Raw genomic sequence first — 14590 nt, 5'->3', positions numbered from 1 at the left:
CCGCCGGTGAGAGGCCCGTTCGGTGGGCGGTCGAGCGGTGCTCGCCGTCTCCCGCGCTGTGTCCCTGGTCACGTGACTGTTCCTGCACGTTTCCACAGGAAAACCAGGAGGTTACTGATGACCTCCATTCATACGAATCTACAAGATGACCGCCCTGGCCAGCCAACTCCTTCATGGTTTCGGTGACTGACCCTGCCGGAGCACGGCGCTGTGTACTGACGTCGATCCGCGTTAAGAGCACATGAACGAGCCGGGCCCGCCGCACACGGATTGGCTCAATCTGTACGACTCACGAGACGAAGAAGAGAGCCGGTCATGGACTTCCTTCGCCCCGCCAGCTGGGAGGAGGCGCTCGCCGCGAAGGCCGAGCACCCCACCGCTGTGCCGATTGCGGGCGGCACCGATGTGATGGTCGAGATCAACTTCGACCACCGCCGGCCCGAGTACCTCATGGACCTCAACCGCATCGGCGACCTCTCCGAATGGGAGGTCGGCGAGGACTCCGTGCGCCTGGGTGCCTCCGTCCCGTACTCCCAGATCATGGAGAGCCTGCGCGCCGAGCTGCCGGGCCTCGCCCTCGCCTCGCACACGGTCGCCTCCCCGCAGATCCGCAACCGCGGCGGCGTCGGCGGCAACCTCGGCACCGCATCCCCGGCCGGTGACGCCCACCCCGCCCTTCTCGCGGCCGGCGCCGAGGTCGAGGCCGAGTCGGTGCGAGGCACCCGCCTGATCCCCATCGACGAGTTCTACCAGGGCGTCAAGCGGAACGCCCTGGCGCCCGACGAGCTGATCCGCGCCGTGCACATCAAGAAGGCCGACGGGCCGCAGCAGTTCTCGAAGGTGGGCACGCGCAACGCGATGGTCATCGCCGTGTGCGCCTTCGGGCTCGCGCTGCATCCGCAGACGCGGACCGTCCGTACGGGGATCGGCTCGGCCGCCCCGACGCCCATCCGGGCCAGGGCCGCCGAGGAGTTCCTGAACGCGGCGCTCGAAGAGGGCGGCTTCTGGGACAACGGAAAGATCATCACCCCCTCGGTCGCCAAGCAGTTCGCGGACCTGTGTTCCGCCGCCTGCAACCCGATCGACGACGTCCGGGGCACCGCGAGCTACCGCCGGCACGCGGTGGGCGTGATGGCCCGCCGGACGCTCACCTGGACCTGGGAGTCGTACCGCGGCACCGCCGCACGCACAGAGGGAGTCGCGTGATGCGCGTCAGTTTCACGGTCAACGGCCGCCCGCAGGAAGCCGACGACGTGTGGGAGGGCGAGTCCCTGCTGTACGTGCTGCGCGAGCGGCTCGGACTGCCGGGTTCGAAGAACGCCTGCGAGCAGGGCGAGTGCGGGTCGTGCACGGTCCGGCTGGACGGCGTGCCGGTGTGTTCGTGTCTGGTCGCCGCCGGTCAGGTGGAGGGCCGGGAGGTCGTCACCGTCGAGGGGCTCGCGGACCACGCCAAGCAGCGGTCCTGCGGCGACTCCTGCGGGACCTCGCTCGACGAGGCCAAGGGATGGCAGGCCAAGGGCACCGACTCGCAGACCGGTGAGGGTACGGAACTCTCGCCGATCCAGCAGGCGTTCGTCGACGCCGGCGCCGTCCAGTGCGGCTTCTGCACCCCGGGCCTGCTGGTCGCCGCCGACGAGATGCTGGAGCGCAACCCGAACCCGACCGACGCGGACATCCGCGAGGCGCTCTCGGGCAACCTGTGCCGCTGCACCGGCTACGAGAAGATCATGGACGCGGTCCGCCTGGCGGCCGCCCGGCAGGGAGAGGCGGTCTGACGATGCCGACCAACGGCGCACCCACAAAGATCACCCAGGGCTCCCGGACCAAGGGAGGCATCGGCGAGTCCACGCTCCGCCCGGACGGCACCCTCAAGGTCACCGGCGAGTTCGCGTACTCGTCCGACATGTGGCACGAGGACATGCTCTGGGGCCAGATCCTGCGCTCCACCGTCGCCCACGCCGAGATCGTCTCCATCGACACGAGCGAGGCCCTCGCGACGCCGGGCGTCTACGCCGTCATGACGTACGACGACCTGCCGACCGAGGTGAAGAACTACGGCCTGGAGATCCAGGACACCCCGGTGCTCGCCCACGGCAAGGTACGCCACCACGGCGAGCCGGTCGCGATCGTCGCCGCCGACCACCCGGAGACCGCCCGCCGCGCCGCCGCCAAGATCAAGGTCGACTACCGCGAACTGCCCGTCATCACCGACGAGGCCTCCGCGACCGCGCCGGACGCGATCCTCGTCCACGAGAACCGCGACGACCACCACGTCGGCCACGTCCCGCACCCGAACATCGTGCACCGTCAGCCGATCGTCCGAGGGGACGTCCGGGCGGCCCGGGAGCGCGCCGACGTCATCGTCGAGGGCGAGTACACCTTCGGCATGCAGGACCAGGCCTTCCTCGGCCCCGAGTCCGGCCTCGCGGTCCCCGACGAGGACGGCGGCGTCCACCTCTACATCGCCACCCAGTGGCTGCACTCCGACCTGCGCCAGATCGCGCCCGTGCTCGGCCTGCCCGAGAACAAGGTGCGTATGACGCTGGCCGGCGTCGGCGGTGCGTTCGGCGGACGCGAGGACCTGTCGATGCAGATCCACGCCTGTCTGCTGGCGCTGCGCACCGGCAAGCCCGTCAAGATCGTCTACAACCGCTTCGAGTCCTTCTTCGGACACGTCCACCGCCACCCGGCGAAGCTCCACTACGAGCACGGGGCGACGAAGGACGGCAAGCTCACCCATGTGAAGTGCCGCATCGTGCTCGACGGCGGTGCGTACGCCTCCGCCTCCCCGGCGGTCGTCGGCAACGCCGCCTCCCTCGGCATCGGGCCGTACGTCGTCGACGACGTCGAGATCGAGGCCCTCGCCCTCTACACCAACAACCCGCCGTGCGGGGCGATGCGCGGCTTCGGCGCGGTCCAGGCGTGCTTCGCCTACGAGGCGCAGATGGACAAGGTGGCCAAGCAACTCGGCCTGGACCCGGTGGAGTTCCGGCAGCTCAACGCCATGGAGCAGGGCACGATCATGCCGACCGGGCAGCCGGTGGACTCCCCGGCCCCCGTCGCCGAACTCCTGCGCCGCGTCAAGGCGATGCCGATGCCGCCGGAGCGCGAGTGGGAGAGCTCCGAGGGCGTGGACGTACGGCAGCTGCCCGGCGGTCTGTCCAACACCACGCACGGTGAAGGCGTCGTACGCGGTGTCGGCTACGCGGTCGGCATCAAGAACGTCGGCTTCTCCGAGGGCTTCGACGACTACTCCACCGCCAGGGTGCGCATGGAGGTGGTGGGCGGAGAGCCCGTCGCCACCGTGCACACGGCCATGGCGGAGGTCGGCCAGGGCGGCGTCACCGTCCACGCGCAGATCGCCCGCACCGAGCTGGGCGTCACCCAGGTGACCATCCACCCGGCGGACACGCAGGTGGGCAGCGCCGGTTCGACGTCGGCCTCGCGGCAGACGTACGTCACGGGTGGCGCGGTGAAGAACGCCTGCGAGCTCGTCCGCGAGAAGGTCCTGGACCTCGGCCGCCGCAAGTTCGGTCCGTACCACCCGGCCTGGGCGACGGCGGAGCTGTTGCTCGAGGGCGGCAAGGTCGTCACCGACGCCGGCGAGGTACTGGCCGGCCTGGTGGACGTCCTCGAGGACGAGGCCGTGGAGGTCGAGGAGGAGTGGCGGCACCGGCCGACCGAGGCCTTCGACCTGCGCACCGGCCAGGGCAACGGCCACGTCCAGTACTCCTTCGCCGCGCACCGCGCCGTCGTCGAGGTCGACACCGAGCTCGGCCTGGTGAAGGTGATCGAGCTGGCCTGCGCCCAGGACGTCGGCAAGGCACTCAACCCGCTGTCCGTCATCGGCCAGATCCAGGGCGGTACGACCCAGGGGCTGGGCGTGGCGGTGATGGAGGAGATCGTCGTCGACCCGAAGACGGCCAAGGTCAGGAACCCCTCCTTCACGGACTACCTGATCCCCACCATCCTCGACACCCCGACCATCCCGGTCGACGTCCTCGAACTCGCCGACGACCACGCCCCGTACGGCCTTCGAGGCGTCGGCGAGGCCCCGACCCTGTCCTCAACTCCGGCCGTACTCGCGGCGATCCGCAACGCGACGGGCCTGGAGCTGAACAGGACGCCGGTACGCCCGGAGCACCTGACGGGAACGTGACCCGCCGGGAGTCGAGCAGGTGATTTTTCCTGGGGGACCTCGTCCCCCGGGCCCCCATTGTCCGTCTCGGGCCGTCCCCCGGGTCGTGCACATCCCAAATCCCGTGAGTCGCCGAAGGCAAACGCACGGGTGCCCCTGTGAACCTTGGGAGACGGCACCATGACCCAGCAGTCACTCGAGCCCAGGACCACCGCCGAAGATGCGGGCGAAGGAACCCGCACCGCGGCCGGCAGGTCCTGGCTCGACCGGTACTTTCACATATCCCACCGAGGATCCACGCTCGCGCGCGAAGTCCGCGGCGGCGTCACCACCTTCATGGCGATGGCGTACATCCTCCTCCTCAACCCCCTGATCCTGTCCGGCAAGGACGCCGCCGGGGACACGCTCGCCCAGCAGGCCCTGATCACCGCGACCGCGTTCGCGGCGGCCCTCACCACGCTGCTGATGGGCGTCTTCGGCAAGGTCCCCCTCGCGCTCGCCGCCGGCCTCTCCGTCTCCGGTGTCCTCGCCTCCCAGGTCGCTCCCCAGATGACCTGGCCGCAGGCGATGGGCATGTGTGTGATGTACGGCGTGGTCATCATGCTGCTGGTCGTCACCGGCCTACGCGAGATGATCATGAACGCGATCCCGCTGCCGCTGAAGCACGCGATCACCATGGGCATCGGCCTGTTCGTCGCCCTGATCGGCTTCTACAAGGCCGGCTTCGTGCACCAGGGCGAGGCGACCCCGGTCACCCTCGGCCCGGCCGGTGAACTCGCCGGCTGGCCGGTCCTGCTCTTCGCCGTGACCCTGCTCGCGATCTTCATGCTCCAGGCGCGCGGCATCCCCGGCGCGATCCTGATCGGCATCGTCGTCGGCACCCTGCTCGCCGTCCTCCTCAACACACTGGACGTCATCGATCCCGGGCAGTGGGCGAGCGGTGCCCCCGAACTGCACGGCAGCGCGGTCTCGATGCCGGACTTCTCGATCTTCGGCAACGTCGAGTTCGGCGGCTGGGGCGAGGTCGGCGCGATGACCGTCGGCATGATCGTGTTCACGCTCGTGCTGGCCGGTTTCTTCGACGCCATGGCGACGATCATCGGCGTCGGCACCGAGGCCAGGCTGGCGGACGCGCAGGGCCGGATGCCGGGTCTGTCGAAGGCGCTGTTCATCGACGGCGCGGGCGGCGCGATCGGCGGCGTCTCGGGCGCCTCGGGTCAGACGGTGTTCGTGGAGTCGGCGACCGGTGTCGGCGAGGGCGCCCGTACGGGCCTGTCGTCCGTGGTGACCGGTCTGTTCTTCGCGGCCTGCCTGTTCTTCACCCCGCTGACGGCGATCGTGCCGGGTGAGGTCGCGGCCGCCGCCCTGGTGGTGATCGGCGCCATGATGATGATGAACGCCCGGCATGTGGACTGGTCCGACCGTGCCACCGCGATCCCGGTCTTCCTGACCGTCGTGATCATGCCGTTCACGTACTCGATCACCGCGGGTGTCGCCGCCGGTGTCATCTCGTACGTCGCCATCAAGGTCGCCCAGGGCAAGGCGCGCGAGATCGGCGCCTTCATGTGGGCGCTGACCGTGATCTTTGTCGTCTACTTCGCCCTCAACCCGATCGAGAGCTGGCTGGGCGTCCACTAGCCGCTCATCCAAGTGCCCTCCACACAACCGCCGTCAAGGAGACCGAGAGATGCTGGACATCGCCGAAGAGCTGTACCGGTGGGTCGGGCAGGGACGCGACTTCGCGGTGGCCACCGTGGTGGCCGTCGACGGCAGCGCCCCGCGTCAGCCCGGCGCCGCCCTCGCGGTGGACGCCGACGGCACGGCGATCGGTTCGGTCTCCGGCGGGTGTGTGGAGGCCGCGGTCTACGAGCTGTGCGGGCAGGCGCTGCAGGACGGTGAGCCGGTCCTGGAGCGCTTCGGCTACAGCGACGAGGACGCCTTCGCCGTCGGGCTGACCTGCGGCGGCATCATCGACATCCTGGTCACACCGGTACGGGCGGACGATCCCGTCCGGCCGGTGTTCGCCTCCGCACTGTCCGCCGCCGCGCGAGGGGAGGCGGCGGCGGTGGCGCGGATCGTGACCGGCCCGGCGGAGCTGACGGGCCGTGCGCTGCTGGTCCGCCCCGACGGCTCGTACGACGGAGGCTTCGGCGCCCATCCGGAACTGGACCGCACGGTCGCGGCCGAGGCGGGCGCCTTCCTGGAGGCCGGCCGCACCGGCACCCTGGAGATCGGAGAGCGGGGCTCTCGCTGTGGAGCGCCGCTCACGGTTCTGGTCGAGTCGTCGGTCCCCGCCCCCCGGATGATCGTCTTCGGGGCGATCGACTTCGCGTCGGCGCTGGTCCGCGTCGGCAAGTTCCTCGGCTATCACGTCACGGTGTGCGACGCCCGCCCCGTCTTCGCGACCCGCACCCGCTTCCCCGAGGCCGACGAGATCGTCGTCGAGTGGCCCCACACATACCTGGAACGCACCGACGTGGACGCCCGCACGGTCCTGTGCGTCCTCACCCACGACGCCAAGTTCGACGTACCCCTGCTCAAGCTCGCGCTGCGCCTGCCGGTGGCGTACGTCGGCGCGATGGGCTCCCGCCGCACCCATCTGGACCGCACCGCACGCCTGCGCGAAGTCGGCGTCACCGAGCCGGAGTTGGCGCGTCTGCGCTCACCCATCGGCCTCGACCTGGGCGCCCGTACACCGGAGGAGACGGCCCTGTCCATCGCCTCGGAGATCGTCGCCGACCGGCGCGGCGGCAGCGGGATGTCACTGACCGGCGCGCACACCCCGATCCACCACGACATGCCGTCGGCGTCGGCGGGGCGGATCGGGTCGGTGGCCTGAGCGGCCGTCCGGCCGGCGCCCCGACCGGCCGTCGGACACCGTCACGGCCGCCGCAGCAGCCGGTTCACCGCCCGGCCGAACACCGCACGTGCCGCCCGCTCCAGGGCCGGGTCGAACATGCCGGGCAGGAGGCGGAGCCGGAGTTCCTCCCGCCAGAACACGCGCGTACGGCCGCCGGGGCCCGGACGGACCTCGATCTCCGCCCAGCCCCGCACGACCCGGCCGCGTTTCTCCAGACGGCACAGGCCGGGGGTGTCGTCGTCGGCCGGCGGCTGCCAGACAGTGACCTCCATCCGGTCGGCGACGGTGAACGGGCCGATGCCGGAGCGGGCGACGAGGACCGTGCCCTCGTGTGTCGGTGGGGGCGTCGTCACGGTGACGCGGGTCATCGGGACCACCTCGCCGTGGCGGGGCCAGTCGGTGAGCCGGTGCCACGCTTCGGGCAGGGGAAGGGGCGCTGTGCGTTCGAGGAGGAAGGTGGCCACAGGAAGATCCTAGGCAGACCGACCCGGGAACCTTTCCGATGCTTCAGCGCAGGCAGGTGACGAACTGCGGTCCGTGAACGGGCCGTCGGCGGTGAAGGCGAGCTCCGCGAACCGTTCGCCCATGCGGCGATGGGTGGCGGCGTCCGGGTGGAGTTCATCCGGCAGGGGGAGTTCGGCGTGGTCGGCCTCGCCGTAGAGTGCGCGCCCGTCGAGGTGGTGCAGGTTCGGGTCGTCGGCCGATCGCTGCTCCACGATCCGGGCCAGCTCGTCCCGGATGACGCCCAGCGCGAGTTTCCCGCTCGCGCGCTCCGCCGGGTCGCCCGCGGCCCGGAACCGCAGTCGCCCGGCGCCGAGGGCGGTGAAGTCCGGGACACTGGGGCCGGGCGTGTCCTCGTGGATGGGGCACAGGATGGGCGAGACGACCAGCAGCGGCGTGCCGGGGTGGCCTTCGCGGACGGTGTCGAGGAAGCCGTGGACGGCCGGGATGAAGGCACGCAGGCGCATCAGGTCGGTGTTGACCAGGTTGATGCCGATCTTGACGCTGATCAGGTCGGCGGGGGTGTCCCGCAGGGCGCGCGCGGTGAACGGGTCGAGCAGGGCGCTGCCGCCGAGACCGAGGTTGATCAGTTCCACGCCGGCGAGTGCGGCGGCGCGGGCCGGCCAGGTGGCGGTGGGGCTTGCGGCGTCGGAGCCGTGGCTGATCGAACTGCCGTGGTGCAGCCACACCTTGCGGCCACGGGCCGGTACCGGCTCGACGGGTGCGTCGGTGCGCAGGGCGACGAGTTCGGTGGTCTCGTTGTGCGGCAGCCAGATCTCGACGTCCTTCATCCCGTCGGGCAGGCCGGTGAAGCGGAGGGTGCCGGGCGGGCCGGGCCGGCTCTCGGTGGTGCCGGTGGCCATGTCGATGGTCAGGGTGTTGCCGCCGGTCACGCTGCCCTGGCCGGCCAGGCGGCCGTCGACGAGCAGGTCGTAGATGCCGTCCGGGCGGGGCGGGGCGCCCGTGTAGACCCGTTTGGTGGGCAGTGTGTCCAGTTCGACGGCGGTGGCCTCGGTGCGGAGGACCAGCCGTACGCCGGAGGGCTGGGACTCCGCCATGGCGAGCTGTCCGTCGGCGCACTGGGCGCGGGCCCGGGCGGGCAGCCGGTGCGGCAGCACACCGTGCGCGGTGTGTTCCAGTTCGAGGGCACCGCGCAGGAGGTCCGCGGTGAGGGGCGTGGTGATCCAGGTGGGGTGGGGGTGCATGGCCTCGGCCTGTTGATGGAGAGGGTCGCTCGGATCGAGGTTCTCGGGAGGTTCCGGGTCAGGGGCTGGGCGGCCAGTTGCGCAGAAGGGCGTCGAGGGCGTCCAGGATTCGTGTCCAGGACTCCTGCGCGTCGGGAGCGCTGTGGCTGAATCCGCCTGCCGCCTCCAGGCTGACGTAGCCGTGGAAGACGCTGCCCAGCAGACGGACCGCATGGGTCTGGTCCGGCTCCGTCAGGTCGTAGCCGCGCAGGATCGCCCGCGTCATCTGTGCGTGTCTGACGCCGGCGCCTGCCGCGGCCGTCTCGGGGTCGAGCCTGAGCTGCGCCGCGGCGTAGCGCCCGGGGTGCTGCCGGGCGTAGTCGCGGTAGACGTCGGCGAAGGCGATCAGGGCGTCCTTGCCGGCCCGCCCGGCGAGGGCGTCGGCGGCCCGGTCGGCGAGTTCCTCCAGGGCGAGCAGGGCGATCCTGGTCCTGAGGTCCTGGGAGTTCTTCAGATGCGAGTACAGACTCGCGACCTTGACATCGAACCGTCTGGCCAGCGCCGAGACGGTCACCTGGTCGAAGCCGACCTCGTCGGCCAGTTCCGCCCCGGCCAGGGCCAGGCGTTCGGGAGTCAGTCCTGCGCGTGCCATAGCCTTCCCATCATTCGACAGAATTGATTATGCGCTTGCCTAATGGCTTTAGGCAAGCCGCTCTGCCGGTTTGCGGCCGGGCGTCACGTCCAGTTCGTAACTCTGGGTAATGCTTTGGGTGACGTACAGTTGAGCCTTGGACGGGGCGACCGGAGGGGGATGACGTGCCGTTGGAGCCGGTGCGGTTCGCGATCCTGGGGCCGGTCCGCGTCTGGCGTGCGGAGCAGGAGCTGAGCCTCGGGCGCCCCCAGGAACGGGCTCTGCTGGCCCTGCTGCTGGTTCGGGCAGGTCAGCCCGCCGCCGTCCACGACATCGTCACCGCACTGTGGGGGCCGAACCCACCGCACAGCGCGGTCAATGTGGTCCGCCGCCATGTCGGAACGCTGCGCCGCCTGCTGGAGCCGGGGCTGCCGACCCGCTCGGAGGGCCGCTGGCTGCACCGGGGCGCCGGCGGCTACCGGCTCGTCACCGACAGCGACTCCCTGGACCTCCTCCACTTCCGCAGACTGCGCGAAGAGGCCCGGCAGGCCGCCGCGGACGGGGCGTACCCAGGGGCCGTGGAGCTCCTCACGCAGGCACTGGCCCTCTGGCAGGGGCCGGTCGCCTCCGGGATCCCCCCGGAGACACGTGCGCACCTGGCGCTCGACGCGCTGGAACACGAGTACCTCACGGCCGTGCGGGAGGCCGCCGACGCCGCCCTGCACGCCGGTGCGCCGGACGCGGTCCTGCCCGTACTCCGCAGTGCCGCGGCCGACCACCCGCTGGACGAACCCCTGCTGGCCCGACTGATCCTCGCCCTGGCCGGCACCGGTCTGCGGCCGGAGGCACTGAGCACCTACCGGACCGTCAGGGCACGGCTCGCGGACGAGCTGGGGATCGACCCCGGTCCGGAACTGAGCGACGCCCACCGGGCGGTCCTGGCCGGCGGGCCGGCCCCGGCCGCCGGGGCCGGCCCTCGCCCCGCCACACGGACGGCCGCCCCTCCCGTCCCCGTACAACTGCCGCACGAACTGCCGGTCTTCACCGGCCGACGGGCCGAGCTGGACCAGGCGCTCGCGCTGTTCGCCGACGACGCGCGGACGGCCGGGACGGTGGTGATCGGTGCGATCGGCGGGATGGCGGGCGTCGGCAAGACCACGCTCGCCGTGCATCTCGCCCACCGGATCGCCGACCGGTTTCCCGACGGTCAGCTCTACGTCAACCTGCGGGGCTTCGACACCTCCGGGGCGATCCTGGAACCGAGCGAGGCGGTACGCGGCTTCCTGGACGCCCTCGGCGTGCCGCCCGAACGCATTCCACGCCACGTGGACGCGCAGACCGCGCTCTACCGCAGCGTGCTGGCCGGACGACGGGTCCTCGTCCTGCTGGACAACGCACGCGACACCGACCAGGTACGGCCGCTGCTGCCCGGCACCCCCGGCTGTCTCACCATCGTCACCAGCCGCAACGAACTGTCCGGCCTGGTGGCCGCGCACGCGGCCCATCGGCTGACCCTGCGTCCGTTCGACGCCGACCAGGCACGGGCCTTCCTCGTCCGCCGGCTGGGATCCGAGCGCGTCACCGCCGAGCCCGGGGCGGTGGACGAGATCACCCGGCTGTGCGCCGGACTGCCGCTCGCGCTGGCCTGCGTCGCCGCGCGCGCCGCCGCCCACCCGCACTTCCCGCTGTCCGCCGTCGCCGCCGAACTGCGCGAGGCCCACGGCAGCCTCGACGCCTTCGCCAGAACCGACACCTCCGCGGACGTCGGCACGGTGTTCTCCTGGTCCTTCCGTGTCCTGACGCCGGAAGCCGCCCGGCTCTTCCGGCTGCTCGCCCTGCACCCGGGCCCGGACTTCACGGCACCCGCTGCGGCCGCCCTGGCCGGCCTTCCGGTACGGCGGGCACGGCTGCTGCTGGCCGAGCTCTCCGGCGCCCACCTCATCAGCGAGCACGCCCCCGGCCGCCACACCTTCCACGACCTGCTGCGCGCCCACGCCGCCGAACTCGTGCACGCCGAGCACCCCGAGGCCGAGCGCCGGGCGGCCGCGCACCGCCTCTACCAGCACTACGCGCACACCGCCCACACCGCCGGTGCGCTGCTCGCGCCGAACGGGGATCCCGTGCCCCAGCCGGCCCCGGCAGACGTGCAGGACGTACCCCCCGAGCCGCTCGCCGACGACCACCACGCCCTGGCCTGGCTCACCGTCGAACACCCCGTGCTGCTCGCCGTCCTCGACGCGGCCGCCGGCTCCGGCCACGACCGGCTCGCCTGCCTGCTGGCCTGGTCGCTCGAGCCGTACTTCGACCGGCGTGGCCACTGGCACGACGGGCTGGCCGCGCAGCGCACCGCGCTCGACGCCGCCCTCCGGCGGGCCGACCGTGCCCGGGAGACCCGGGGGATGCGCGGACTGGCCCGGGCCGAGGGCCGACTGGGCCTGCACGAGCTGTCCCGCCCCCGCCTCGACCGTGCCCTGGCCATGGCCGCCGAACTGGGCGACACCATCGGCCGCGCGCACACCCACCGCAGCCTGGGCTGGGAGAGCGAGCAGCAGGGCGATCTCGCCGGTGCCCTCCGGCACAACCAGCTGGCGCTGGACCTCTTCCGGGCCGCCGGCCACCAGGCCGCGGAAGCCGGTGTCCTCAACTCCGTCGGCTGGTACCACTCCCAGCTGGGGGAGCACCGTGAGGCGCTGCGCCACTGCTTCCGGGCCCTGACCCTCCTGCAGGAACTGGGCGACCGCTACGGACAGGCCGCCACCTGGGACAGCATCGCCTACGCCTACCACCACCTGGGCCGCCACCCGCAGGCCCTCCTCGGCTACCGCAACGCGCTCACGCTCTACCGGGATCTCGGGGTGCCGCACATGGAGGCCGAGACGCTCAGTCACATGGGCGACACCCATCTTGCGACCGGCGACCTCCCGGGAGCCCGCGCCTCCTGGCAGCAGGCCCGTGACCTCTTCACCGCGCTCGGGCACCCCGGCGCCGACCGGGTCGCTGCCCGGCTGGCCGGGCAGCAGGGCCACGAGCAGGAGGAACATGCCGGCCCCGCCTGACGGCAGCAGGCGCTTCTACGCTGTGCGGGGGCGCGGCCGGTGCGGCGCCCGATGGTGCGCGGCGGCAAGACGGAGCTCAGAACGATGATGCGGTTCGAGGTGCTGGGGCCCCTTCGGGTGTGGCAGGGGGAGCGGGAGCTCGATCTCGGGTATCCCCAACAGCGCGCCCTGCTCGGTCTGTTGCTGGTGCAGGCCGGCCGCCCCGTGCAGTTGGGCGAGATCGTCGACGCGCTGTGGGCGGGCAGGCCACCGGCCACCGCGCAGAATGTGGTGCGCCGTTACGCCGGTTCGCTGCGGCGGCTGCTCGAACCGGGACTGCCGCCGCGGGCGCCCGGACGACGCCTGTTGCGCCGCACCGGGGGCTATGTGCTGGAGGCGGAGACCGAGGAGGTCGATCTGCTGCGGTTCCGCGACCTCACCCGGCGGGGCAAGCGGGCCGCCGTCACCGGACGGCCCGAGGTGGCGGCGCGGCACTTCGCCGACGCGCTCAGCCTGTGGCAGGGGCGGGTGGCGATGGGCGTGCCCGCGGCCACGCGCGAGCACGCGCCGTTCGCCGACGTGGAGCGCGAGCTGGCGCACACCACGCAGATGGCGGCCGACGCGGCACTGCTGTGCGGCCGCACGGAGCGCGTTCTGCCCAGCCTCCGCCAGGCCGTCGAACTCGACCCGCTCAACGAGTCGTTGCACGCCAGGCTGGTCCTGTCGCTGGCGGCATGCGGACTGCAGGCGGAGGCACTGGCGGCGTACGACGACGTCCGCCGCCGACTGGACAAGGAACTCGGCGTCTCTCCCGGTCCCGAGCTCGGCGCGGCCCACACCCGAGTGCTCCGTCAGCAGGTGCGGCCGCTCGACCGGCCGACGCGGACGGCAGGCCCAGCGCCCGGCACGGCGCGGCCGGACCCCGTCGAGCCGTACGCCCGGCCCGCTCAACTACCGCCCGACCTCACCGTGTTCGCCGGCCGGCGAGCCGAACTCGCCGCCCTCACCGACGTTGCGGCGACCTCCGCCGGAGCACCCGCGACGATCCTGATCACCGGAATGGCGGGCATCGGCAAGACCACGCTGGCGGTGCACTGGGCCCACCAGGTCGCCGAGCGGTTCCCGGACGGCCAACTCCACATCGAGCTGCGCGGCTTCGACCCCGCCCGGCCGGCGCTGCACCCCCCGCAGGCGCTGCGCATGATGCTCGGAGCGCTGGGCGTCCCCCCGGACCGCGTCCCGGAGGAGGACTGCGTGGACGCGCTCGGCGGCCTGTACCGCAGTGTGCTGGCGGACCGGCGGATCCTCATCGTCCTCGACGATGCCGCCGACGCCGAACAGATACGCCCACTGCTGCCCGTCTCGCCGGGCTGCCTGGCCGTGGTCACCAGCCGTAACGCACTCGCCGGCCTGATCGCCTCCGGCGCCCGCCCGCTGCGCCTGGAACCGCCGTCCCCGGCGGACGCCCGCGCCACGCTGGGCCTGCGGATCGGACCCGCCCGCCTGGCCGCCGAGCCCGAGGCGGCCGACGAGATCGTCGCCCGGTGCGGCCGTCTGCCCCTCGCGCTGGCCGTGGTCGCCGCACGCGCGGCCGGCCGCCCGGACTTCCCGCTGTCCGCCATCGCCGCCGAACTCCGTGCCCCCCACGGCAGCCTCGACGCCTTCTCCGCCGTCGACGGCACCACCGACCCCCGGGCCGCCTTCCTGTGCTCCTACCGGCTTCTGCCGCCGGAGAGCGCCCGGCTGTTCCGGCTGCTGTCACTGCACCCCGGCCCCGACATCACCGCGCCCACCGCCGCCACCCTGGCCGGCCTTCCCGCCCGCCGGGCCCGGCTGGTCCTCGGCGAACTCGCCGACGCCCACCTCGTCACCGAGCACCAGCCCGGCCGCTACGCCCTGCACGACCTGGTGCGCGCCTTCGCCGCCGAACTCACCGAGACGTACGACGACGCCGGTCGCGCACCGAACGCGGGGCAAGTCCGGAAGAGTCCGCCGAAAGAGGCCGTGTCACTTCCTTGTCACTTCTTTTGCACACCGGCCGACCTACGCTCCGAACCGAGCGGATGACGGCCTGACCAGGGGCGCCGGGCAACCCCGGCCCGCGACACCGTCACCGCTTCACGCACAGACGGTTTCGGCTGGCCTCGGAGGCGACGGCGGATGATGTCCCATACCAGCACCATCGAGGCTCGGGACGAGGAGACGGGAACGCCACGGGGGACGCCGCTGCGGCAGGACAGG

10 protein-coding genes are annotated in these 14590 nt (G+C 72.2%); 7 read left to right on the top strand and 3 right to left on the bottom strand.

The window, feature by feature from the left end; translation table 11 throughout:
• Positions 1-315: 315 nt before the first annotated feature.
• The 5 genes from ACFV7R_RS05190 (at position 316) to ACFV7R_RS05170 (ending at position 6977) form a co-directional block, all read left to right on the top strand.
• On the top strand, positions 316-1206 hold the full coding sequence (locus ACFV7R_RS05190; RefSeq protein ID WP_385260068.1) for an FAD binding domain-containing protein: 891 nt from the start codon (positions 316-318) through the stop codon (positions 1204-1206).
• The gene (locus tag ACFV7R_RS05185; RefSeq protein ID WP_385260065.1) at positions 1206-1775 is read left to right on the top strand and encodes a (2Fe-2S)-binding protein; all 570 of its coding nucleotides are present in this window, start codon (positions 1206-1208) and stop codon (positions 1773-1775) included. Before ACFV7R_RS05190 ends, ACFV7R_RS05185 begins: the two co-directional genes overlap by 1 nt.
• A 2-nt stretch (positions 1776-1777) precedes the next feature.
• The gene (locus tag ACFV7R_RS05180; RefSeq protein ID WP_385260063.1) at positions 1778-4159 is read left to right on the top strand and encodes a xanthine dehydrogenase family protein molybdopterin-binding subunit; all 2382 of its coding nucleotides are present in this window, start codon (positions 1778-1780) and stop codon (positions 4157-4159) included.
• A 159-nt stretch (positions 4160-4318) separates the two neighbouring features.
• Positions 4319-5776, top strand: a complete 1458-nt coding sequence (locus tag ACFV7R_RS05175) for an NCS2 family permease (RefSeq protein WP_385260060.1) — start codon at positions 4319-4321, stop codon at positions 5774-5776.
• Positions 5777-5825: 49 nt separating this feature from the next.
• On the top strand, positions 5826-6977 hold the full coding sequence (locus ACFV7R_RS05170) for an XdhC family protein (RefSeq protein ID WP_385260059.1): 1152 nt from the start codon (positions 5826-5828) through the stop codon (positions 6975-6977).
• Positions 6978-7018: 41 nt separating this feature from the next.
• Here ACFV7R_RS05170 and ACFV7R_RS05165 read toward each other — a convergent pair whose 3' ends face one another.
• From ACFV7R_RS05165 to ACFV7R_RS05155, 3 genes are read right to left on the bottom strand one after another with little or no spacing between them, the layout of a single operon-like run.
• On the bottom strand, positions 7019-7462 hold the full coding sequence (locus ACFV7R_RS05165; protein ID WP_385260057.1) for an SRPBCC family protein: 444 nt from the start codon (positions 7460-7462) through the stop codon (positions 7019-7021).
• A gap of 9 nt (positions 7463-7471) precedes the next feature.
• Positions 7472-8704 (bottom strand): GDSL-type esterase/lipase family protein, encoded by a 1233-nt coding sequence (locus ACFV7R_RS05160; protein ID WP_385260055.1) that lies wholly within the window; start codon positions 8702-8704, stop codon positions 7472-7474.
• Between the two features lie 58 nt (positions 8705-8762).
• Positions 8763-9335: a TetR/AcrR family transcriptional regulator gene (locus tag ACFV7R_RS05155; RefSeq protein WP_385260052.1), complete on the bottom strand. Its 573-nt coding sequence runs from the start codon at positions 9333-9335 to the stop codon at positions 8763-8765.
• A gap of 164 nt (positions 9336-9499) precedes the next feature.
• Between ACFV7R_RS05155 and ACFV7R_RS05150 the strand changes: the two genes are divergently transcribed.
• Together ACFV7R_RS05150 and ACFV7R_RS05145 are read left to right on the top strand one after the other, a co-directional pair.
• A complete protein-coding gene (locus ACFV7R_RS05150) occupies positions 9500-12370 on the top strand; it encodes a BTAD domain-containing putative transcriptional regulator (RefSeq protein ID WP_385260050.1) in 2871 nt (956 codons plus the stop codon).
• 84 nt (positions 12371-12454) lie between these two features.
• Entirely contained in the window at positions 12455-14416 is a 1962-nt protein-coding gene (locus ACFV7R_RS05145) for a BTAD domain-containing putative transcriptional regulator (protein WP_385260047.1), read from the top strand.
• Positions 14417-14590 lie beyond the last annotated feature (174 nt).

It is taken from the genome of Streptomyces sp. NPDC059866 (assembly GCF_042731325.1).
Lineage (GTDB): Bacteria > Actinomycetota > Actinomycetes > Streptomycetales > Streptomycetaceae > Streptomyces > Streptomyces flavusporus.
Note: the sequence above shows the minus strand (reverse complement) of the source record. Positions and strands in the feature narration are given on the sequence as shown.